Origin of the sequence: Natrarchaeobaculum aegyptiacum, from assembly GCF_002156705.1 — an archaeon.
Taxonomy (GTDB): domain Archaea; phylum Halobacteriota; class Halobacteria; order Halobacteriales; family Natrialbaceae; genus Natrarchaeobaculum; species Natrarchaeobaculum aegyptiacum.
In genome coordinates this window covers 1830813-1853868 of sequence record NZ_CP019893.1, presented here as the reverse complement: position 1 = coordinate 1853868, position 23056 = coordinate 1830813, and the positions used below count along the sequence as shown (strand labels likewise).

The following is a 23056-nucleotide window of genomic DNA, read 5'->3' as shown; positions in this document are numbered from 1 at the left end:
CCCGTGCCGTCAGTTGCCGAGGGTTGTTCGACGCCGACGGATAGCAATCGCTCGCCCTCGCCACGCCGGAAACCAACAGATCACGCGTCGTCCACCGGAGATCGAACGTCGACTGCGACCGTCTCGCCCACCGAGAGGCCGTGATCCGGACAGATGAGCTTCGCGCCGAATCCGTCGTCTCGCGCGCAAAACGTCGAGAGCCCCGTGATCGGATGACCGTCGACGGTCACCTCGAGAGCGTCCCACGCGATCGTTCGCCCGTCGCCCGCGAGCGTCCCGAGTCGAGAGCCGAGCAACCCGATTGCTGCGGAGTGATCGCCCCCCTGTCGGACCCGGCCGTGGACGCCGCCACCGTCGTAGTGCGGAACGCCACCGTCGAGGACGCCGTCGTCGTCCGTTCCGATGCCGACGAATCGCTCGCCGGGATCGGGATGGGCAGGCGCGTCGAGGACCGCGTAGGTCTCGCCGGTCGCGACGACCCGGCCCGTGCCGTCCCACTCGAGGGGCTCGACGTCGACCCCGAGTTCGAGCGGAAGCGAGCCCGTCGCCCGGTGGAGGTGCTGGTCCGGCCGGCGAAAGCCGACGTGGAGGTGGTTGTCGACCCACGGTGCGAAGAAGCCGACGCGAACGAGTTCGCCGAGCGAGTCGCCCGGTTCGACCCGGTCGCCGGCCGTCACCGTGGGCTCGACGTGGAGGATACGGGCGACCAGCCCGGAGAGCGGCGGCGGGCCGTCACACTCGAGCAGGATCAGGTGGTCGTGCTCGACCGCGTAGGGTTTCGGCGGCGCACGGACCGTGCGCGTCTCGAGGACGGTGCCGGCGACGGGACTGGGTGCGGCGGTGGTGCGCCCGTCCCGGAGCGTCCCAGGATAGCAATCGATCGCACAGCCTGCGTCGTGGGCGGGGTACGGAGAGTTGTACAGCGAGAATCGACGGTAGCGGGCCAGCAGCGACTCGGGGAGCCTGACCGCGTCCGAAGTCGATAGCTGGCGTGCTGGCTCGGTCCCGTCAGTGGTCGTGCTCGCGATCGCGCCGTCGTCGCGCTGTCCCATGCCTGGGAGAGCGCTCGGAGCCGAGACCCTTTAGCCCCGTCGACCGAAACCCTGAGTCGTGTACGTCTACCGGGGTCGTGCAGCCGACGTCACAGTCGACCGGTCCGTCAGCGAGCGGCTGCTCGAGCACGCGGCCGGCGGCGACTCCGCCGTTCGCGTCTGGACACCCCACCGACAGTTCGCTTTCGGCCGCCGAGATCGACGACTCGAGGGCTACGACCGGGCCCGCGAACGCGCCCGCGACCGAGGGTTTCCGCCGCTCGAGCGCGAGGTCGGCGGGCGGGCGGTCGCCTACGACGGCGAGACGACGCTCGCGTTCGCCCGCGCGGCCCCGGTCGCCGACCTCCGCCGCGGGACCGACGAGCGCTACGAGCGCGTGACGGCAGCCGTCGAAAACGCACTCAGAGAGGTCGGCCTCGACTCCGTCCAGCGGGGTGAACCGGCGAACTCCTTCTGTCCGGGTGCGCACTCGCTGTCGGTCACACGTGGAGCTGGCCTCGAGAAGGTCGTCGGCATCGCCCAGCGCGTCCGACACGACGCTGCACTCACCGCCGGCATCGTCGTCGTCGACCGCCGGGACGAACTGGCGACCGCCCTCGAGGCCGTCTACGACGCACTCGAGGTCCCGTTCGATCCAGCCTCCGTCGGTAGCGTCGCAACCGGCGACGGACCCACAGACCCCGACGCGGTCGCAGCCGCACTCGAGAATGCGCTCGTCGGTGACCGATCTGCGACGATCCGGTCGGTCGACACCCTCGTCGAAACCTGATCACACGGCGATTCAGCGAGCACCGCCGCTCGAGAACGGTGAGCGATGGTGCGGTCGAACCGCGATCACGCACGTCGTCGAAAAGAGCCCCGCGAGATCAGGCGTAGCGCTCGAGTTCCGGACGGTCGAGGTCCTCGAGGACGGAGCCAGCGGTGTCGTCGAGCAGGCTGCGACCCTCGGGGGTGATGCGGCGGCCCTGCCCTTCGGCGGTCTCGACGAGGTCTTCGTCCTCGAGTTGCTGGAGGATCGTTCGGATCACGTTGCGCGAGCCGTCGGCGCGCTTGTCGGGAGCAACGCGGTAGCGGTTCGAGCCGGGTTTCGAGCCACCGTATTCCGTCGAGAGTCGCTCGACGCCGATCGGTCCGCGGTCGGCGACCTTCCGCAGCAGACTCGCTGCGCGGATCGCCCAGAAGTTCTCCTGTTCGGGAGGCAGTTCACGGTCGACGCCAGCTTTCGCGAACTGGTTCCACTCCGGTTCCTCGAGCGTGTCCTCGAGTTCCTCGGCGACCGCCTCGATGAGGTCGTCCGCCGGAACGTCGTACATCGTAGCCATTGGGGTCTGGTTCCCGTCGGCAGCATTTAAGGCCATCGTCTTCCGGACGCGCGAGTCGGGCTGAGCCCAGTTATGCAACGGGACGCGGCCGCGCCGGACCGTTTTTGCCCCTCCACGGGAAACGGCGGGTATGGACGAGCGGGCCGCCCTGACGCTACTGGCCGAGGAACTCGAGGCCGTCGGCGACGACGCCGCGATTGTCGACGACCTCGTGGTCACGACCGACATGCTCCACGAGCGGACGGACTTTCCACCGGGGACGAGCCGCTACACCGCCGGCTGGCGGGCCGTCGGTGCCTCGCTCTCTGACGTCGCCGCGATGGGTGCCGAGGCGACGGCCGCGGTCGCCGCCTACGCGGCTCCCGAGTTCGACCCCGACGAGCTACTCGCGTTCGTCCGCGGCGCGCGCGACGTCTGCGAACTGGTGGGGGCTCGCTACGTCGGCGGCGACCTCGATGGCCACCAGGAGTTTACGGTGACGACGACTGCCATCGGTCACACTGACGACCCGGTGTTGCGCAGCGGAGCCAGTCCCGGCGACGTCGTCTGCGTCACGGGCAACCTCGGCCGAAGCGCCGCCGCTCTCGAGCTATTCCAGCGAGCCGAGCGAGCGACCCCGGACAGAACCGAGAAACCCGATGCCGACATCCGCGAGCGGGCCAACGACCTCTTTCGCTTCGAACCGCGCGTCGACGCCGGGCTGGCGCTCGCCTCACACGCGACCGCGATGATGGACTCGAGTGACGGCCTCTCACGGTCGCTCCACCAGTTAGGCGAGGCGAGCGGCTGTGGGTTCGCGATCGAGGCAGATCGGGTCCCGATCGCCGACGCGCTCGCGGCCATCGGCGACGGCGACGAGAGGACCGGGGACACTCTCGAGCGAGCGCTCACGTTCGGCGAGGACTTCGAACTGGTCGTCACCCTCCCCGAAGACGCACTCGAATCGGCACGGGCGGCGTGTCCGGTCCCGCTCACTCGAGTTGGGCAAGTCGTCGACCGGGAAGAAGGCGTCACGATCGACGGCGACCTGCTCCCGGATCGGGGGTTCACCCACGGCGATCCCTGATCGCGTGGCTACCGGCGTGAAAGTGCGGCGAATCGATCACGTCAGACGACGACCTCGACGGGGACCGGCGCGAAACAGAGCACGCCGAGTGCGAACGTGAGGATTCCAAGGAGGAATCGGCCCGGGCCGAGTGACTCGTCCCGGACCGGCCGAACCGGCCCCGCCGTCGCGAGGACTGCGGTGAAGACGCCCCAGATCGCCCAGATGACGACAGCGTTGATCCCGGCGTCACCGACGGTGTAGAGGTACGCCGCGAGCCCGAACAGCGCCCCGGGGACCAGCGCCGCGATCAGGGGCTGGTACTCGCCGGCCATCGCCCGGAGGATGTGCCCGCCGTCGAGTTGCCCGACGGGAATCAAGTTGAGGAAGGTGACGAACAGACCGACCCAGGCACCGACGACGACCGGATTCACGTGCGCTCCACCCTCGTAGTAGAGTTGCTGGTCGAACGCCAGAGCCAGCAACTCGAGTAGCGGCGGATACCCGAGCTGGATCTGGACCGCATCGGGGTGGTCGATCACCGACTGGGGGGCCTGCACTGGCGGCAGGTGCAGCCCGACGATCGCGATGGCGACCGTCGCCACGAGGCCAGCCAGCGGCCCGGCGACACCGATGTCGAACAGCGCCCGTCGGTCGGGCATCCGGCCGTTCATCTTGATCACCGCCCCCATCGTCCCGATGAGCGTCGGCACCGGGATGAAGTACGGCAGCGAGGCGTCGACCTGATGGTAGCGGCTCATCACGTAGTGGCCCATCTCGTGAACCCCGAGGACGCCGATGATCGCGGCCGTGAACGGCCAGGCGCGCCAGATCTCCGTCGGGTTCGTGAACGGATCGATGTGATACCACATCGAGCCCGCAAAGAGCGTCGAGAGGACCGTCAACACGAACAACAGGAGATTCGTCCACGGCACGCCGTCGATCCCGACCGAACTCGGCTCGGCGACCAGCGCGTGGCCGCCCGCGCGCTGTTCGAGTTCGAGTTCGTACCCGCACTCGCGAAAGACCGGCCACAGCTCCTCGAGAACGGTCGTCCCGTCTGCGCGAGCGACGCCGTAGTAGATCAGTCGGTCGTCCTCTCGAGTTACCTCGTACACCGCAAATACCGGTCGGAGGCGCTCGAGTGGCGGTCCGTCCGGCGGTGGGGTGACCCACGGCGGCTCCGCCGCGGGTCGCGTCCCGTCGTCCATCACCCGAGGTTCATCACCGGCTCGTATAAATCGACTGCCGACGGCAGGCTCGTCCGTCTCTCCGAACTCGTCAGGATAGTGCGTGACGCTCGGGCTCGTGTGATCGAGCCCGTGGCGGGACTGTCGCTACGGCGACGTCAGACGCCGTCGCTCGAAAACGGATGGTGACCCGCGCCGGATGGCGTCTGTGACGCGCCAGCGCGGCGGTGGATGGGAGTCGGATGGGAGTCGGGGACGGCGTCAGGGCCGTCGATGGGATGGATGGGAATGGGGACCGCGGATCAGGAATCCGCGTCGATTCGTGGCGTGCGTGACAGTGCGGTTGCGTTCAGCGGGTGGTCCGGTGGTGGTCCAGTGGTCCATCTCGGATCGGGTCGGTGTGGTCGCCGATGGCAGACAGTTACGCGGGTGCGACGCGCCACGTGGTCGCGCTCGTGTACGACCACTTCTCGATCTCGAGGTCTTCGACGGACTCCGAGAGCTTGACCATGAGCGCGCCGATCTCTTTGGGGGACATACCGACGTCGTCTGCGATGAACTTACCCTTGAAGTAGAGTTCACCGTCTTCGGCGCGTTCGCGCAGGTAGCGTTTCAGGCGGCGTTCCTTGCTTTCCGTGGAGGGTTGTGCTGTCGTGCTCATCGACATCTACCCCTTCTGGCGACTACCTGTTATAAAGGAAGGTTACTTCGGGAAATTTCGATTGTGTTCAGCGATTTCACCAGTAATAAATCTTTTATCCACGTTCACGACGTGTTTTGATAGGGCCTCAGAATCTTCCAGACCTTTTAGAACCGCTCCTAATTCATTATCTCTCCAAACAACCCATCGATACTTATGTCACTCTTTTTTTCAGAACCGTCGATACATCTGGACTGTTTTCGCCGGAGAGTCGGGCCGAACGGTGAGTGTGCGCGCTCGCATCCCACCGTGACAGAGACCGAACAGAGAGCGTCCACTCGAGCAAGATCAGGCCGAACGGACAGAACAGAGACACCCAGAGACCCGTGGAGGTCTGGCCGGTCACGCCGAGCGCTCGTGCACCCAGAACTCGTCGTCGACGGTCACTTCCTTCTTGAACAGCGGCACCTCGTCTTTGAGGCGGTTGATGCCGTCTTCGACCGTTCGAAACGCCTCCTCGCGGTGCCCGGCGAGGACGACCACGAAGACGATGTCCTCGCCGCGTTCGACGACGCCGGTCCGGTGGTAGAGTTCGACCTCGAGAACGCCGTCGCGGGCCTCGAGTTCGCGCTCGATGGTGGCCATCCGCTCTTCGGCGACACCTTCGTACTTCTCGAACTCGAGGTACTCCGTCGGGTCGTCGTCGGGGTCGTCTTTCGTCCGGACGCGTCCGGTGAAGGTGGCGATCGCTCCCGATCGTTCTGCCTTCGGAGAGCGCTTGACGCGGGTGACGAGCGACTCGAGGGTCTCGTGAGGTTCGGTCGCGTGCAGCGACTCGAGGAGGGCGTCTTCGTCTACGTCGGCCGGCGATTCGACGGTGGCGAGGACCTCACCAGCGGCGTCCGTGTCGTCGGGTCCCTCGGCAGCGTCGTCCACCGCGGTCGCTGGGTCGACGAGCACCGACGGGTACCGCAGCCCGGGCACACCGACGACGACGGCGTAGTCACACGTCGGCGTCAACTGGTCGAGCGCGCTGGCGACGTCCATCCCCGTCCCGGTGGCCGTCCAGTCGCCGTCGGCCCCGAGGCCGTAGGTGACGTCCCCACCGACGGTAAGCGCTTCCGCCGCCGTCGTGCCGTCGGCGATGGTCGCGTCGTAGCGAACGACGCCCACCCGCCCCTCCCGCGAGAACCGATCGACGACCCGATCGACGACCCGATCGAGTCGGTCCCGGTCGGCACCGTGATCGTGCACTCCGAGTACGTACATACCAGTTCTATGCGCTGGTCACGGTTTGTAGCTATCGGGGCCCCGGCCGGCGTCGATACGAACGCGATGTGCCAGGGTCTGGTCGACGACGAGGGATTTTGTCCGTGGCCGGCGAACGACCGCTCATGTCCCCACGAATCGGCTTCACGGGCGACGTCATGCTGGGCCGGGTCGTCGACGATCGCCAGCGTCGCCGACCGGTCGACGCCGTCTGGGGATCGACTCTCGAGCGCTTACAGCACCTCGACGGGCTGGTGAGCAACCTCGAGTGCGTCCTCTCGACGCGGGGCACGCCGTGGCAGCGAACGTATCGACCGTTTCACTTCAGGGCCGATCCGGACTGGGCCGTCCCCGCCCTCGAACGCGCGGGCGTCGACGTCTGCGCGCTCGCGAACAATCACGTTCTCGACTACGAGACGGTGGCGCTACGGGATACCCTCGAACACCTGGACGAGGCCGGAATCGCCCACGCTGGAGCCGGCGAGACGATCGACGAGGCACTCGAGCCCGCCCGATTCGCCGCGGGAGACGTCGACGTCGCCGTCGTCTCGCTGACCGACAACACGCCCGAGTACGCGGCCGACGAGGACTCGCCCGGCACCGCGTGGATACCGGTGGACGTCGAGGACGAGACGACGCGCGAGCGGGTCGAAACCGCGCTCGAGCGGGCGCGCGAGACGAACCCCGACCTGCTCGTCGCTTCGCTGCACTGGGGGCCGAACATGGTCACCGAACCGCCCGAGTCGTTTCGCGAGTTCGCCCGATACCTCGTCGACCACGGCGTGGGATTCGTCCACGGCCACAGCGCTCACGTTTTCCATGGGCTCGAGGTGTACGACGGCGTCCCGATCGTCTACGACGCGGGCGACTTCGTCGACGACTACCGGGTCGACCCCGAGTTGCGAAACGACCGGAGCTTCCTGTTCGTCCTCTCGACCTCGGCGGACGGTGCACACGAGGACCTTCGCCTGTACCCCACCGAGATCGACGATTGTGCGGTCCACGAGGCCAGCCCCGGCGCAGCCGAGTGGGCGCGAGACCGGATGCGACAACTCTCGGAACCGTTCGGGACCACGTTCGAGCGCGACGACGAGGCGCTGGTCTGTTCGCTCGAGGGGTGACCGGGGGAGACGTGACGAGTCGGCCGCGCTCGAGACAGATTCGAAGCCACGTGTGACGTGCGAGCACGCTCCGGGACCCCGGCAGTTGGCAATCCTTAAGAGAGCAACCCGGCTACACCGGATTAGCATGAAAGTGGTCGTTTCTATCGGCGGGAGCGTGCTCGTGCCCGAGCCGGGCGGGGATCGGGTGGCCGAACACGCGGCCGTCGTCGAGGACCTCGTCGCGGACGGCTGTCGCGTCGGTGCCGTCGTCGGGGGCGGCGGCGTCGCCCGCGAGTACATCACCGCGGCGCGCGAACTGGGGGCCAACGAGATCGAACTCGACCAGCTGGGGATCGACGTCACCAGGCTCAACGCCCGGTTACTCATCGCCGCACTCGGCGAGGATACGATCACCGCGCCCGCGAGAGATTACGACGAAGCCGGCGAGGCCATCCGCCAGGGTGACGTTTCGGTCATGGGCGGGGTCGCGCCAGCCCAGACCACCGACGCCGTCGGGGCCGCCCTCGCCGAGTACGTCGACGCCGACCTGCTCGTCTACGCGACGAGCGTCCCCGGCGTCTTCAGCGCCGATCCGAACGAGGACGACGACGCGACGAAGTACGACGAACTCACCGCGACCGAACTCGTCGACGTCATCGGCGGCCTCGAGATGACCGCCGGTGCGTCCTCTCCGGTCGACCTGCTCGCGGCGAAGATCATCCAGCGGTCGGGGATGCGCACCATCGTCCTCGACGGCACCGACCCAGAGCGGATCGCCCGCGCGGTCCGTCACGGCGACCACGACGGCACGGACGTGATCCCGGAGGGCGTCGGCGAGGAACCGACCTACTGGGCCGAGAACGAACGATGAGCGACGACGCTCCCACCGACGATCCGGAAGACGCGGCGACGAGCCCGTACACGCTCCAGCGCGAGGAGAGTGACGACCACCACGCGTTCTGGGCCGACGCGGTCGCAGACCGAATCCTCGAGCGCGATCCGGACGAACCGATCGTCGTCAAAGGTGGCATCTCGCCGTCGGGCGTCCCCCACCTCGGGAACGTCAACGAGATCATGCGCGGCTACTACGTCGCCGAGGTCCTCCGAGAACGGGGCTACGAGGTCCGCCAGGTGTTCACCGCCGACGACCGCGACCCGCTTCGCGGGCTCCCGCGAACGCTCTGTGACCTCGAGGGGAACCTCGTCGACCTTGGCGACGTCGACGCCGGCGCACTCGGGCGCAATCTCGGTGCACCCTACACCGACATCCCCGATCCGTTCGGCTGCTGTGACTCCTACGGCGAACACTTCTCGCAGATCATCGCCGACAGCGCCGACGCCGTCGACGTCCCGATCGAGCTCGTCTCGAACACCGACTGCTACGAGGCCGGCGAGTTCGACGAGGTGACCGAACACGTCCTCGAGCACGCAGATCGCGCGCGCGAAGTGCTCTCGCAGTACCAGGACAAAGTCGACGCCGAGGGTGATTACGTCCCGTTCAACCCGATCTGTTCGGAGTGTGGAAAGCTCACCGAGACGGTGACAGGGGTCGACCTCGAGGCCGAGCCACCGACGGTCGACTACCGCTGTACGGACATGGACGCCGGGGACCAGACGATCGACGGCTGTGGCCACGAGGGAACCGCGACGATCCGTGAAGGGAAGATGCCCTGGCGGTTCGAGTGGCCCGGCCAGTGGCAGGTGCTGGGTGTCGACTTCGAACCGTTCGGCAAGGACCACGCCGAAGGTTCCTGGCCCAGCGGCGACGACGTCGCACGAAACGTCCTCGAGATCGAACCCCCCGTCCCGATGGTCTACGAGTGGTTCACCCTGGACGGCGAACCGTTCTCGTCCTCTGCGGGGAACGTCATCCTCGTCTCGGACGTCCTCGAGTTGATCGAACCCGAAGTCCTGCGGTATTTCTTCGCGAAAGACCCGTCGAAAGCGCGGGATTTCAGCGTCGAGCGCCTCGACCAGCTCGTCGACGAGTTCGACCGCTTCGAGGCGATCTACGTCGGCGAGGTCGAGGGAACCGAGGACGAACGCCAGTTCGCCGAGCGCGTCTATCCGCTCGTCGTCGAGGGGGCGGCGGAGGACGCCGAAACCGAGCGCGTCGACGGGCGCGCGAACGAACCCGAGGAGCGAATCCGCCTTCCGTACACCTTCGCCGCGGTGCTCGGGATGACCGACGACCCCGACCTCCGCGAGGAGATCGCCCGTCGCGAGGGTCACATCCCCGAGGACGCTCCCGAGTGGGCCGTCGAGAGCGCCCTCGAGCGCGTCGAACGGGCCCGAAACTGGGCCCGCAGAACCGAAAACGAGTTCGACTACGAACTCAAGCGCTCGGAGCTACCGGCCCACGAGTTCGACGCGGCGACGGAGGCCGCACTCGACGAACTCGCGGACTTCGTCGCAGCCGACGAGGACGTCGATCCCGAGGAACTGCAGGGCGAGATCTACGAGACGGCCAAGCGAAACGACGTGCCGGTGGGGGACTTCTTCTCCGCAGGCTACCGGCTGTTCTTCGACGAAGAACAGGGGCCGAAACTGGGGACGTTCCTCGCGAAAGTCGACCGTGAGTTCGTGATCGATCGATTGCGCCGGGAACGATAAGACGGCAGCAACCGTCCCAGCGGCAGTTTTTAGCCTCCGCGAGTGAGTGGCGTCGGGTCGCCGGAGGGGAGTCGATCGCGTCGTCGTGCCGTCAGCGTTCCTCTGGAGTCGACTCGAGCGCCTCGCTGGCAGGCGTTTCGACGTCGGACGAGCCGTCGCTGGACACAGAGATGGCGCTCGAGCGGGTACGCTGACCGGAGTCGTCGAGGTCTGCGTCCACTCGAGGGAGGGTCACGGTGAACGTCGAGCCGTCGGGACCGGTCTTTGCGAGGTCGACGCGCCCGTCGTATCGTGCTGCGAGGATGTGTGCGAGGTAGAGACCGAGGCCGTGGTTGCTCGAGCGGCGCTCGAACAGGGTGTCCTGGATCTCGGGCGGGATGCCGGGGCCGTCGTCGGCGACGACGACGGTGACTGTCTCGGCAGCAGCGTCGGTGGTCCTGTTCCCGTTCGTCGCTCCGGTGGCGTCGACGTGGACTGGTGCACCGTCGTCGACCGTGACTGTCACCGAAACGCGTGGCGTCTCGGCGTCGTTGTGTTCGATCGCGTTCTCGAGCAGGTTCGAGAAGACCCACCTGAGGCCCTCGTTACCGCGAACCGGCATCGTCCCGGGGATCGACGTCTCGATCACCGCTTCCGGTTGGGTCGTTCGGGCCGTCGAGACGACGTCTTCGAGGAGGGGGACGAGATCGACGGTGCTCGAACGGTCGGGTTCCTGATTGGCCTCGAGCATCGCGCGAACGTCGTCGACGACGACGGCGAGCGACTGGGTCTCGCTGCGAATGGTCTCGAGCCGTTCGCGGGTTTCGTGATCGTCCTCCTCGGCGAGCAACAGTGAGGCGTGGCCGTCGACGATCTGGATGCTGTTCAACACTTCGTGTCTGAGGAGGTCGTTGAGGTAGCCGAGCACCGCGCGTTCGTCCTCGAGGTGGGAGGCCCTGAGTGCGGTGGCTGTCGAGTCGACCTCGCGAGTGATGGCTCTGAGTTCGACGTAGCCGACGACGAAGCCGCCGGCGGCACCGACGCTAACCGAAAAGTGGAGCCAGGCCGCGTTTCCGGCGGTGTTCTCCCAGGGGAACGCGAGCATCGTCGGTACGTTGAGCACGAGCATGACGACGAGGCCGACGGCCGTCCAGCCGAGGACTCGCCGGCAGCGATTCGGCGGGACGGCGTAGCTCTCGAGTTTGTGCCCACCCCAGACCAGAACGAGTGCGGGGCCGGCACTGAAGACGAACGCGAAGACGATCGCGAGGGCGTCGAGTTCGTCCCGAAAGGTCCACCACCAGACGAAAACGGTGGCAAACAGCGCGAGGCCAGCAATCGAGATGCCTCTCGAAACGACCGCCGAGCGGCCTCGGCCGATGTCGCCGTCGGTCATGTCGGGGACTCCGACCGTCCCGTGACAGCGACTATCGAATCCATGTCAGAGCGCAGGAACTCAGACAAAATGGATGTACCGGTGATATCCGTCGCGAAGTGACGATAAGACGACACGTTTCGTCGTGACCGAATGTGGGCGAACGGACCGTTTTTATCGGGTGGCGAACATCGTCCTGTATGGCTCCCGGAGACGTTCACGAAGTCGACATCGACGGCTGTGCGGACTGTTACTACGTCGACACCGGAATGTACGACACGGAACGGTACGGTGCCGCGTACGTCCTCGACGCCGATCGACCAGCGGTCGTCGAGAGCGGCATCGGAACCAACCACGAGTACGTCCTCGAGGCACTCGATGAACTCGGGATCGAGCGCGCCGAACTGGCGGCGATCGCCGTGACCCACATCCACCTCGATCACGCTGGCGGGGCAGGCTTTCTCGCCGAGGCGTGCCCGAACGCCGACGTCTACGTCCCGGGCGTCGCCGCCGGGTTGCTCGTCGAACCCGACCGCCTCGTCGACGGGACGAAAGCCGCCGTCGGCGACCAGTGGGAGTTCTACGTCGAACCGGAACCCCTCGACGACGAGCGGATCGTCGAGATCGACGACGGCGACGAGATCGACCTCGGCGACCACACCCTCGAGGTGTACGGCGCGCCCGGCCACGCGTTCCACCAGGTCGTCTTCTACGATCCCGACATGGACGCGATGTTCACCGGGGATGCCGCCGGTATCTGGGTTCCCGAACGCGAAGAGATCAAAGAGACCTCCCCGCCGAACGACTTCGATCTCGAGGGCTGTCTGGCCGACCTCGAAATGATCCGTGAGGTCGACCCCGACGTCCTCTGTTACACTCACTTCGGTCCCCGGGAGGTGAGCGACGACCTCGAGGCGGCACTCGCAGAGTACGAGTCCGTTCTCACCGAGTGGGTCGAGTCCGTCGAGGAGAAACGGGTGGAACTGGACGACGACGAGGCGGTCGTCGACCACTTCGCAGAGACGGCCTCGCTTCCGGGTGCCTGGAACGATCGCAAGATTCGCGCAGAGGCGGCGATGAACACGCGCGGCGTACTCGAGTACCTCGATCAGCGAGACTGACGACGGGGCCGAACATCGACCAGCGAGACAGACAGCTGAATCGAACCGTCGGCAACGCCTGATAAACCAGCCGACCGATGACTGGAGTTTCGTCACATTTTATCGCATGGAGAATCCGAGAATAAGAATATGAACTGGCGGGAGGCCGAACGCAACCACGACGACGAGGTGATCGGGGAGACGAACCTCGCCCGCATGTACGAGGACGCCGCCGAACGGTACGGCGATCGGCGGGCCCAGCTGTACAAAGGTGGGATCTACGACCGGTCGTTGACCGACGCGGTCGTTCCTGAGGCACCGCCCGGCGAGTTCGCGCCCATCTCATACGCCGAGATGCGCGACATCGTCCGGAACCTCTCGGCCGGCTTCCACGACCTCGGCGTCGAGAAGGGCGACCGCGTGGGTATCTTCGCGAACACCCGCATGGAGTGGGCCCAGACCGACTTCGCCCTGTTGAGCCTCGGGGCGGTCATCACGACCGTCTACACGAGTTCCTCGCCAGAACAGGTCCAGTACCTGCTCGACGATCCAGACGCCTCGGCCGTCGTCGTCGAGAACGAGGAACTACTCGAGCGCGTCCTCGCGGTCGAAGACGACCTCGACCTCGAGTTCATCGTCTCGATGGACGAACTCTCGGGATACGACGACCGCGACGATATCTACACCCTCGAGGAGATCTACCACCGCGGTCGGGAGTGCTTCGACCTCGAGGCCTACCAGGAGCGGATCGACGCCGTCGACCTCGACGACCTCGCGAGCCTGATCTACACGAGCGGGACGACCGGCAAGCCGAAGGGCGTCCAGCTGACCCACTGGAACTTCCGGTCGAACGTCAACGCGATCCGCAAGCGCTACGGCCCGCGCCCCGACAAAGACGACGACGTCCCCGTCATCGACGAGGAGTCGGTCGCCGTGGCGTACCTGCCGCTGGCACACGTCTTCGAGCGGACGGCCGGCCACTTCGTCCGGTTCTCGAGCGGCGTCGCCGTCGGCTACGCGGAGAGTCCGGACACCCTTCAGGAGGACTTCGCGACGGTCCAGCCGACGGAGGCGACGAGCGTCCCGCGCGTCTACGAGAAAATCTACGACGCCATCCGCGAACAGGCGAGCGAATCCGGCGTCAAACGGAAGATCTTCGAGTGGGCGACCGACGTCGGCGTCGAGTACCAGCGCGCCGACTCGCCGGGAGCGATCCTCGAACTCAAACGGTCGCTCGCGGACAAACTCGTCTTCTCTTCGGTTCGGGAGGCGCTGGGTGGAGAGATCGAACTGCTCATCAGCGGGGGCGGCAGCCTCTCGCCGGAACTCTGTCAGCTCTACCACGCGATGGGACTGCCCATCTTCGAGGGCTACGGCCTGACCGAGACCTCTCCCGTGGTCACGACGAACCCGCCGGAAGCGGCCAAGACCGGCACCATCGGCCCCGCACTCGAGAACGTCGAGGTGAAAGTCGACGAGAGCGTCGTCGATCAGGCACCGTTCGAAGACGACCCCGGCGAGGTCGGCGAACTGCTCGTCAAGGGACCGAACGTGACCGAGGGCTACTGGAACCGGCCGAGTGCGACCGACCGGTCGTTCACCGAGGACGGCTTCTTCCGCACCGGCGACGTCGTCCACATCCGCCCCGACGGCTACCTCGAGTTCCGGGACCGACTCAAACAGCTCGTCGTCCTCTCGACAGGCAAGAACGTCGCCCCGGGTCCGATCGAGGACAAGTTCGCTGCCAGCGAGATCGTCGAGCAGGCGATGGTCGTCGGCAACGACGAGAAGTTCATCGGCGCGTTGCTCGTCCCGAACACCGACCACATCCGGAACTGGGCCGACGAGGAAGGCATCGACCTCCCCGACGACCCCGACGCGATGTGTGACCACGAGCGCGTCCGCGAATACATTCAGGACGAAGTCGACCGCGTCAACGAGCACTTCGAGAAACACGAGACGATCAAGCAGTTCGAACTCGTCCCCCAGGAGTTCACCGAGGAAAACGAGATGCTTACCCCCACGATGAAGAAGAAACGCCGGGTCATCTTAGACGAGTTCGAAGACCGCGTCGAACGGATCTACGCCGACGCCTGACACCACCCTCGAGGTCGAGACCGGAACACCGCTCCACTCTCGTTTTCGCAGTCGCTCTCGAGTGCCATCGCGTGACGTAACTCGCCGCACAGGAACGGATTACCATCAGCTCCGTTCCATCGAGCGGAGTGAGCGGACACTATCGCGAGCAGCGAGACGACTGTCCACCGGCTCGAGTGTGTCACACGTCACCTCCAATCACCCCATATTGATGCAAAACAATACATACGTTTAATGTGTATCAGGGACCATGGGGAGACACACCATGGACTGGGAGCGCGCAGAACGGGAGTTCGAGAGCGAGGTGCTGGGAACGGAACCACTCGGGCGGATGTTTCAACAGACGGTCGAGCGAAACGGCGATCGGGTCGCCCAGCAGTACAAAGGAGGAATCTACGACCGGAGTCTGGCCGGGGTCGCGTTCGACCCCGCACTGTCGGGTGACTACGCGAGTCTGACCTACGACGAGATGGGCGAGATCGTCCGGTATCTTGCCGCCGGGTTCAGAGACCTCGGCGTCGAGACCGGCGACAGAGTGGGAATTTTCTCCCAGACTCGACTCGAGTGGGCCCAGTCCGACTTCGCGCTGCTGTCGGCCGGGGCGGTCGTCACCACCGTCTACAAGAGTTCCTCGCCGGAGAAGGCACAGTACCTGCTCGACGACCCGGGGGCGACCGGCGTCCTCGTCGAGAACGAGGAGCTGTTAGAGCGTATCCTCGCGGTCGAAGACGATCTCGACCTCGAGTTCATCGTCTCGATGGACGAGCTCTCGGGGTACGACGACCGCGAGGACGTTCTGACGCTCGCGGACGTCTACGAGCGCGGGTCGGAGTGTTACGATCCGGAGGCCTACGAGGAGTGGCTCGACTCGGTGGAGTTCGACGACCTCGCGAGCATCATCTACACGAGCGGGACGACCGGCAAGCCGAAGGGCGTCCAGCTCACCCACCGCAACTTCCGGACGAACGTCAACCAGGTCTACCGGCGGTACGGGCCGCGACCGGACAAGGACGACGACGTCCCCGTCATCGACGAGGAGAGTAAACTCGTCTCCTACCTGCCGCTGGCGCACGTCTTCGAGCGAACGGCCGGACACTTCTTGCTGTTCGCCGCCGGGGCAACCGTCGCCTACGCGGAAGACTCAGAGACCCTGCAAGAGGACTTCGGCCTCGTCCAGCCCACCGGCGCAACGAGCGTCCCCCGGGTCTACGAGAAGATCTACGACGCCATCCGCGAACAGGCCAGCGAGTCGGCGGTCAAAGAGCGGATCTTCAACTGGGCGACCGAGGTCGGCAGGGAGTACCAGCGAACCGACGATCCCGGGCCGGTACTCGAGTTCAAGCTCTCGGTCGCCGACAAGCTGGTGTTCAGTCAGGTCAAGGAGGCCCTCGGAGGCAACGTCGAGATGCTCGTCAGCGGCGGCGGGACGCTCTCGTCGGATCTCTGTACCCTCTACCACGGCATGGGGCTGCCCATCTTCGAGGGCTACGGCCTGACCGAGACCTCGCCCGTCGTCGCGACGAACCCGCCGGAAGAGCCGAAAATCGGGAGCGTCGGCCCGGCAATCGTCGACTGCGAGGTGAAAGTCGACGACTCGGTCGTCTCCGAGGATGAAGCAGCAGGTACCGAAGGCGAGACCGGCGAACTGCTCGTCAAGGGGCCGAACGTCTTCGAGGGCTACTGGAACAAGCCCGCCGAGACCGATCGAGCCTTCACCGACGACGGCTACTTCCGGACCGGCGACATCGTCACCATCCGACCCGACGGCTACATCGAGTTCGTAGAGCGGACGAAGCAGATCCTGGTGCTCTCGACCGGCAAGAACGTCGCGCCCGCGCCCATCGAGGACTCGTTCGCCTCGAGTGAGATCGTCGAGCAGTGTATGGTCGTCGGCGACGGCGAGAAGTTCATCGGCGCGCTGATCGTGCCAAACATGGAGGGACTGCGCCGACGCGCCGAGGACGCTGGCGTCTCCCTGCCCGCAGACGACGACGCTGCCTGCGAACACGAGTGGGTCCGCGAGCAGGTCGACGAGGAAGTCGCGGCGGCAAACGAGAACTTCGAGTCCTACGAGACGATCAAAGAGTACCGGCTGACTCCGATCGAGTTCACCGAAGAAAACGAGTTGCTTACCCCCACGATGAAGAAGAAACGCCGGGCGATCTTAGACGAATTCGAGGCGGAAGTCGAATCGATCTATACCGAGGCAGAAACCGAACAGGCGCCGGAAGCCTGAATCCGCCCGACGTCACCTCGTCGAGGGACGTTCCAGACGTTCCGCGGGACGAGACACTCACCCGAGACCACCGCAACCAGAACCATTTTGCAGCGGGCCGTCACACAACCCCATATGAAACACGTCCGGGGACCACTGTGTACGATCGACGTCGGAGAGCAGACAGCCGAAACTGAGGATATCGACGACGTCCTCGAGTCGACGATCGGCGGCCGCGCTCTCGGGACGGCGCTGGCCCACGAGCGGATTCCGTTCGACGCCGATCCGTTCGGGCCCGAAAACAGCGTCTTCTTCGCGACCGGGCCGCTCCAGCACTCGACGATGAGCTTCACCGGCCGAATGTCGGCGACGGGCCTCTCACCGCTGACCGACGGCCTGCTCTCCTCGAACGCCGGCGGCTTCCTCTCGCGAAACTTCACCGGTACCGGCTACAGCGCCGTCGAGATCAGCGGCGAGAGCGACGACCTCGTGATCGTCCACGTCACCGACGACGGCGTCGAATTCGAGGCCGTCCCGGAACTCGAGGAGGCCACCGTCTCCGAGACCTGCGAGTACATCGAAGAGAAGTCCGACCTGCCAGAAGACCACACGGTCGCCATCGGGCCGGCCGGCGAGAACCGGGTTCGCTTCGCCTCGATCATGACCTCGAAAGAGCGTGCCTTCGGTCGCGGCGGCCTCGGTGCCGTCCTCGGCTCGAAGAACGTCAAGGCGATCACCTTCGAGGGCGACTCCACCAACGACGTCGAGATTCCACCGCTGCAGATGGAGATCCACGGCGAGGCCGCCCAGGCCGACCACCCGATGAAAGAAGCGGGGACGACCTCCGTCACCGAATACGCGAACATGGTCGGCGCGCTGCCGACCCGCTACTTCTCGGAACTCGAGTTCGAGGGTGCTGCAGACATCGGCGGCGACGCCGTCGCCGAGAAGAAGTACAAGAAAGGGACCTGCTCGGCCTGTGCATTCGCCTGCAAGCTTCCCACCCGCGACGAAGAGACCGGCCTCGAGACCGAGGGGCCGGAATACGAGACCGTGATGGCCTTCGGCTCGAACGCCGGCATCGACGACGTCGTCGACGTGATGCAATCGAACAAGCTCTGTGACGAACTCGGCATGGACACCATCTCCGCCGGCGACGTCGTCTCCGCGTACCTCGCGAGCGAGGACGCCTTCGGCGACGCCGACCTGATCCACGAGACCGTCGAGAAGATCGCCTACCGCGACGGCATCGGCGACACGCTCGCGGAGGGCGTCGACCGCTTCCACGACGACCTCGGCGTCGAAAACTGGACCGTCAAGGGCCTCGAGTTCGCCGCCCACGACGGCCGCACCCTGAACGGGCAAGGGCTGGCATTCGCCACCTCCAACCGCGGCGCAGACCACATGTACGCCGAGTTCTACCCCTACGAGTACCCCCTCGTCGGCAAGGACGACGCCTTCGAGAAAGACGGACTCGAGGGCAAGCCCCCGAAACTCGTCGAACTCGAGAACCTGAACGTCGTCAAAGACAGCGCCGTCCTCTGTAAGTTCTCGCGGGACTTCATCAGCGAAGAACGCCTCGAGACGCTGCTCGACGCCGACTACGAAGAGTTGCTGGCCGTCGGCGAACGCACCGTCGCCCTCGAGCGCCACTTCAACAACCAGCGCGGCTTCGACCGCGAAGACGACACGCTGCCCTACGAGATTCCCGACTTCGAAGAGGGACTCGAGGAGTACTACGACCTGCGCGACTGGAACGACGACGGTACCGTTCCAGACAGCGTGCTCGAGGAGACCGGCCCGTCCGGTGCGCCGGCCGACGACTGAGCGAGAGGACGGAATTCGGTTTCGCGGTTCGAACGTGGGTTCTGCGGTTCGTACGTCGATTCTCGAGCCTTCGGACTCGAGGCTCGAGTATCAGAGCGCGCGAATCGAGTGTCACCTCACCCATCCAGCGGCTCGAGACCGGACCCAGACCACCGGTCAGGATCGGTCGTCGTGGCTGGTCTCACCGTCGTCGGCCTCGCCTGCGCCTGTCGGTGCATCCCCACGGCCACCACTACTGGCACCGTCTGCGTCGCCGTCGCCGTCCTCGCCCCAGCGCTCGACTTCGAGGTCCGTGTCGAGTCGGTCGTCACCCCGCGAGCGCAGCGGCGCGTCGTCGGCCCGCGACGGATGAATGTTGAAGTTGTGCCCCTTGTAGGGATCTTCGTCCGGATTATAGTCGAGTTCGCTGCGTTCGAACAGGTAGATGAAAAAGCCAAACAGCGGGACGAAAAACGTGATCGCAGCCCACTTCAGCGGCGGCTCGAGGCCCACCCGGCCGGCGTCCCAGTAGGCCACGGCGGTGAGCCCGAGGTGCCAGGCCAGCGGAATCCCCACGATGATCCCCAGCAGGAGTCTGCTCATAGCCGTATTTTGTGCCGGGCGTACAAAACTGGCCGCACTTCGATGGCGGGCCCTGGCAGGTGGGTACGGCCAACCAGAACGTACTGAACCGGGTACCGGTCCGTCCCCCCGAATTCAGTTCTGTTCGAGAGAACATCGGAAACTCACTCGTGCAGTTCGCCAGGAGCCAAGAAGTCCCAGCAGGTGCTTGCTCGCGGGTCACTCCGTTCCCCGCTCACTGATCGCGGTTCTCGGTCCAATGGACCGTCGAACCGCGCGTTAGTTAACCTCGAACTCGATCGCTGCACCCTGTCCGAAGCCGACACAGAGCGTCGCCAGTCCGAGACCGCCACCGCGCTTTTTGAGTTCGTGGATCAGGCTCACCGGCAGGCGTGCACCCGAGGCACCAAGCGGGTGACCGATCGCGATCGCACCGCCGTTGACGTTGAAGATGTCGGGGTCGATGCCGAGTTCGTCACGCGAGTAGACCGTCTGGCTCGCGAACGCCTCGTTGAGTTCGACGAGGTCGTAGTCGTCGATGTCACGACCGTTGCGCTCGAGCAGGCCGCGGGTCGCAGGCACCGGACCGATCCCCATCACGCGCGGGTCGACGCCGGCGACGTTGTTCATGCCGACTTCCGCGAGGATCTCGAGGTCGTTGTTCTCGGCGAACTCCTTGCTCGTGATGAGCAGGGCGGCCGCGCCGTCGGAGATCTGAGAGGCGTTGCCGGGGGTGACGCTCCCGTCGGATTTGAACACCGTCGGGAGGTCGGCGAGTTTCTCGGCGGTGGTACCGGGGCGGATGCCCTCGTCTTCGGTGACCGTCCCGTCGTCGGTCTCGATCGGGACGATCTCGTCCTCGAAGCGGCCTTCCTCGGTCGCCTCGACGGCGTTTTGCTGGCTCTGGGCGGCGTACTCGTCCTGTTGCTCGCGGCTGATGTCGTACTCTTCGGCGACGGCTTCTGCGGTCATCCCCATCTGGAGTTCCATGATGTTATACTCCTCGAGGAGGTCGGGGTGGTACTCGCTGCCCGCGCTGTCCATCGGGACGCGGGTCATGTGCTCGACGCCGCCGGCGATGATCGCGTCGCGGTTGCCCGCGGCGATAGCGTCGGAGGCGGACATGACGGCCTGCATCGAGGAGGCACACCAGCGGTTGATCGTCGTCGCGGGGGTCCCCTCGCCGAGTTCCGAGAGCATAGCGATGATACGGGCGAGGTTGTTGTCCTGCTCGCCGCGCTGCTGGGCACACCCCCACATCAGATCGTCGACGGCGTCGGCCTCGATGCCGGTCTCGGCGAGGATCTCGTCGATCAGCGCGACCGAGAGGTCCTCACTCCGGGCGTCTTCGAATACGCCGCCTTCTTTCCCCTGTGGCGTCCGGACAGCCTTCACTACGACAGGCGTCTGTGACATACTCACTCAGACATCCTTCACGAACTTAAATCCGGTAGAACGTTTGTTCTGGCGCTAGCCGTTTACGGGTTCCAGACCGGCTGCCAGGCCGGGCAGCCCCGGCCGGTCGGCGGCTGACCGTCCTCTGGAATCGAACCGACGAGAACAACCCTTATCCCGTATCTCTGGGAAAGAACGCGTATGAGCGACGATGGACTGGACGGCGTCGACCGCGACGACGACCGGGACCACGGTGACGACGCGTCCGAGGACGAGACCGACGACGACCGACCCAACGCTGCTGGCGACGCAGACGACAGGAGCCGGGAGCCGGATGCAAAGACGACGAGCCCCCCATCCACGGCCGAATCGGGCGACGCGCACGGGGAAGGTGATACTGGCGCTGGGGAGACCACACTCGAGTACGACGCAGCCGACGTCGACGGCGAAGACGGAGGACCGATGCCGAACGTCCCCGATCCAGAGCCGGACCCGGAGGACGAGGTTCCCGAAGACGTCCGAAAGTACGCCCGCTTCAAGAAGATGGACGGCGCGCAGTACGATCGGGTCAACGAGTTCCTGCGAGATCGAACCTACATCACGGCCCGCGAGTGGGCCATCGCCCGCCTCTGTGCCGATTTCCGGACCGAGACCGGCGTCGAGATGACCAAAATCGGGGAGAACCTGCCCGAACTGGTCCCGTTCATGACCGACACCTACACCCCGCAGGCGGTCAACCAGGCCCGGTCGTCGTTCGACGACAAGGTCCGGAAAGCCGGCGCAACGTTCCTCTACGGCGCGATGTGCGACTTCTACACCGCGGAGGAACTCGACGACGTCATGTACGAGGTCACCGAGGTCGCCAAATTCTTACTCGAGGTCGAAGGCGTCGACCTCACCGTCGACGAAGAACTCGAGGCCGAAGAGCGCATCTCGAGTGTCATGCGAGAGGTCAGGGAAGCCAGCAAGGCGTTACGAGACGAAGAGACCGACTCGTAGGCGGGTTCGTCGGTCAGCGCGTCACCGACTGTAGGGATTGCGTCGCTCCTCGCACGCCTCAATATAGCAGGTCGTAGTTACGTTGAAATTGGCGTGCAAGATTCAGAGAGTGGGTTCATCACCAGCATCCGGGCGAGCAAAGCGAGCCCGGTTCTCGGGCGGCGAGGCCGTGGGCCGAGCCGTCCGCCTTTTTCATCGAAGGTTTTGCGCGAGCGGTTCGCCTCCGGCGAACCCGACGCGCAAAAAGTTCGCGCTGTGTATCCAGCAGGCCATATGTTCCAGCTAGTAGATAGAAACGGGATAGTCCACTAGCTTTTGTCATCTTCCCTCTCAGTCGCTCGAGCCTGCCTGCCACGCCTCGAGGTCTGCCTCCTCGAGAAAGAGCGACGGGTCGTCGTGGGCGAACGTCACCCACGTGTCCGGGTCGTCGGCGTCTGCGAGCGCGCCAGCCGCCGAATCGACAGGTCGGAGGTGAATCAGCAGTTCGCCCTCGAGCAGTGCGGTCTCGAACACCGGTCGGGCGGCCGCGATCGAGTAGGTCAGCGGGACGAACACGGCCGTCTCCGCGCCCGTCGCGCGTTCGACCGCGAGCGCGACTCGCTGATCTGCCCCGTCTCCCGGCCGGTAGTACACTTCGGCATCGTCGAAGGTGACCTCGCGCTCGAGCAGCGAGTCGAGCAACTCTGTGGTCTCGTCGGCGACGGCGACCTCGAGGCCGAACCGCTCTCCGTTCGTGTTCGGGGCGACGTCGGCGGGATCACAGACGATCGCGTCCCAGCCCACCTCGCGGTACCGGTCTGCGATGTCCGCGGCGTCGGCGAGCAGTTCCGACCACTCGGGTTCGGGTGCGTCGGCCGGTCCAGTCGCGTCGTCAGTCACGGCTACTCACCGGCCCGTCTCGACCCGCCATCTCGGTCAGGGAGCCGTCGATCATGTGTGACAGCGCTCGCTCGAGGCGGAAAACGGTGTCGTCCACGAGCGACACAGACTGGCTCCCCATGGCAGTGTCGGCGTACCAGGGATCCGTCCCCGGTTCCGTCGACAAATGACAGAAAATAAAGCGCATGCCCCCGCCTTCAGGCGGGGGTCGAGCGGTAGGCACTGGCGAACAACCGCCGACTACTGGCCGTCTGGGGTCTCCTCGCGGACGCGCTTCTCGCCTTCAAGGAGCAACCCCTTCCACGTCAGCCCGTGGTGTTGCTTCAGTTCCTTCAACCGCTCGTACTGTTCATCGTCGTCGAACTCGATTCGGATCTCAACCATACACAATCACA

The 23056-nt window shown here is 65.6% G+C and carries 20 protein-coding genes; 10 read left to right on the top strand and 10 right to left on the bottom strand.

Annotated elements, in window-relative coordinates; all coding sequences use genetic code 11:
- Positions 1–80: 80 nt before the first annotated feature.
- Positions 81–1052 (bottom strand): DUF8155 domain-containing protein, encoded by a 972-nt coding sequence (locus B1756_RS09175; protein ID WP_228434572.1) that lies wholly within the window; start codon positions 1050–1052, stop codon positions 81–83.
- 58 nt (positions 1053–1110) lie between these two features.
- On the opposite strand from B1756_RS09175, the gene B1756_RS09170 reads away from it, so the two are divergent.
- Positions 1111–1821 carry a lipoyl protein ligase domain-containing protein gene (locus B1756_RS09170; protein ID WP_086888267.1) on the top strand — a complete coding sequence of 237 codons (711 nt, stop codon included), beginning with the start codon at positions 1111–1113 and terminating at the stop codon, positions 1819–1821.
- A 97-nt stretch (positions 1822–1918) separates the two neighbouring features.
- Here B1756_RS09170 and B1756_RS09165 read toward each other — a convergent pair whose 3' ends face one another.
- Positions 1919–2374: a 30S ribosomal protein S19e gene (locus B1756_RS09165; protein ID WP_086888266.1), complete on the bottom strand. Its 456-nt coding sequence runs from the start codon at positions 2372–2374 to the stop codon at positions 1919–1921.
- 130 nt (positions 2375–2504) lie between these two features.
- Between B1756_RS09165 and thiL the strand changes: the two genes are divergently transcribed.
- Complete coding sequence (gene thiL / locus B1756_RS09160) at positions 2505–3440, top strand: thiamine-phosphate kinase (protein ID WP_086888265.1); 936 nt, start codon at positions 2505–2507, stop codon at positions 3438–3440.
- A gap of 41 nt (positions 3441–3481) precedes the next feature.
- Here the strand turns inward: thiL and B1756_RS09155 are convergent, their stop codons facing one another.
- The 3 genes from B1756_RS09155 to B1756_RS09145 form a co-directional block, all read right to left on the bottom strand.
- Positions 3482–4630 (bottom strand): site-2 protease family protein, encoded by a 1149-nt coding sequence (locus tag B1756_RS09155; protein ID WP_086888264.1) that lies wholly within the window; start codon positions 4628–4630, stop codon positions 3482–3484.
- Between the two features lie 400 nt (positions 4631–5030).
- Positions 5031–5276, bottom strand: coding sequence for a DUF7123 family protein (locus B1756_RS09150; RefSeq protein ID WP_086888263.1), 246 nt, complete (start codon positions 5274–5276; stop codon positions 5031–5033).
- A gap of 375 nt (positions 5277–5651) precedes the next feature.
- Complete coding sequence (locus tag B1756_RS09145; protein ID WP_086888262.1) at positions 5652–6518, bottom strand: molybdopterin synthase; 867 nt, start codon at positions 6516–6518, stop codon at positions 5652–5654.
- 125 nt (positions 6519–6643) lie between these two features.
- On the opposite strand from B1756_RS09145, the gene B1756_RS09140 reads away from it, so the two are divergent.
- The 3 genes from B1756_RS09140 (at position 6644) to lysS (ending at position 10234) form a co-directional block, all read left to right on the top strand.
- On the top strand, positions 6644–7639 hold the full coding sequence (locus tag B1756_RS09140) for a CapA family protein (protein WP_086890119.1): 996 nt from the start codon (positions 6644–6646) through the stop codon (positions 7637–7639).
- 127 nt (positions 7640–7766) lie between these two features.
- The gene (gene pyrH / locus B1756_RS09135) at positions 7767–8492 is read left to right on the top strand and encodes a UMP kinase (RefSeq protein ID WP_086888261.1); all 726 of its coding nucleotides are present in this window, start codon (positions 7767–7769) and stop codon (positions 8490–8492) included.
- Positions 8489–10234 carry a lysine--tRNA ligase gene (gene lysS, locus B1756_RS09130; protein ID WP_086888260.1) on the top strand — a complete coding sequence of 582 codons (1746 nt, stop codon included), beginning with the start codon at positions 8489–8491 and terminating at the stop codon, positions 10232–10234. The genes pyrH and lysS overlap by 4 nt, the downstream gene beginning before the upstream one ends.
- Before the next feature lie 91 nt (positions 10235–10325).
- Here the strand turns inward: lysS and B1756_RS09125 are convergent, their stop codons facing one another.
- Positions 10326–11609: an ATP-binding protein gene (locus B1756_RS09125; protein WP_086888259.1), complete on the bottom strand. Its 1284-nt coding sequence runs from the start codon at positions 11607–11609 to the stop codon at positions 10326–10328.
- Between the two features lie 179 nt (positions 11610–11788).
- Here B1756_RS09125 and B1756_RS09120 point away from each other — a divergent pair, with 179 nt between their 5' ends.
- The 4 genes from B1756_RS09120 (at position 11789) to B1756_RS09105 (ending at position 18827) form a co-directional block, all read left to right on the top strand.
- The gene (locus tag B1756_RS09120; RefSeq protein WP_086888258.1) at positions 11789–12709 is read left to right on the top strand and encodes an MBL fold metallo-hydrolase; all 921 of its coding nucleotides are present in this window, start codon (positions 11789–11791) and stop codon (positions 12707–12709) included.
- 129 nt (positions 12710–12838) lie between these two features.
- Entirely contained in the window at positions 12839–14785 is a 1947-nt protein-coding gene (locus B1756_RS09115) for an AMP-dependent synthetase/ligase (protein ID WP_086888257.1), read from the top strand.
- Between the two features lie 265 nt (positions 14786–15050).
- Positions 15051–17021, top strand: coding sequence for an AMP-dependent synthetase/ligase (locus B1756_RS09110; RefSeq protein ID WP_086888256.1), 1971 nt, complete (start codon positions 15051–15053; stop codon positions 17019–17021).
- Positions 17022–17135: 114 nt separating this feature from the next.
- A complete protein-coding gene (locus tag B1756_RS09105) occupies positions 17136–18827 on the top strand; it encodes an aldehyde ferredoxin oxidoreductase family protein (protein WP_086888255.1) in 1692 nt (563 codons plus the stop codon).
- 156 nt (positions 18828–18983) lie between these two features.
- On the opposite strand, the gene B1756_RS09100 is transcribed toward B1756_RS09105, so the two are convergent.
- Both B1756_RS09100 and B1756_RS09095 read right to left on the bottom strand, forming a co-directional pair.
- The gene (locus B1756_RS09100) at positions 18984–19409 is read right to left on the bottom strand and encodes a hypothetical protein (protein ID WP_228434570.1); all 426 of its coding nucleotides are present in this window, start codon (positions 19407–19409) and stop codon (positions 18984–18986) included.
- A 258-nt stretch (positions 19410–19667) separates the two neighbouring features.
- A complete protein-coding gene (locus B1756_RS09095; RefSeq protein WP_086888254.1) occupies positions 19668–20804 on the bottom strand; it encodes a thiolase family protein in 1137 nt (378 codons plus the stop codon).
- Between the two features lie 180 nt (positions 20805–20984).
- Between B1756_RS09095 and B1756_RS09090 the strand changes: the two genes are divergently transcribed.
- Positions 20985–21782, top strand: coding sequence for a DUF5806 family protein (locus B1756_RS09090; protein ID WP_086888253.1), 798 nt, complete (start codon positions 20985–20987; stop codon positions 21780–21782).
- A gap of 330 nt (positions 21783–22112) precedes the next feature.
- Here B1756_RS09090 and B1756_RS09085 read toward each other — a convergent pair whose 3' ends face one another.
- On the bottom strand, positions 22113–22661 hold the full coding sequence (locus tag B1756_RS09085; protein WP_086888252.1) for a DUF7529 family protein: 549 nt from the start codon (positions 22659–22661) through the stop codon (positions 22113–22115).
- Positions 22662–22901: 240 nt separating this feature from the next.
- Positions 22902–23045 carry a hypothetical protein gene (locus B1756_RS19625; RefSeq protein WP_174811710.1) on the bottom strand — a complete coding sequence of 48 codons (144 nt, stop codon included), beginning with the start codon at positions 23043–23045 and terminating at the stop codon, positions 22902–22904.
- Between the last annotated feature and the right edge of the window lie 11 nt (positions 23046–23056).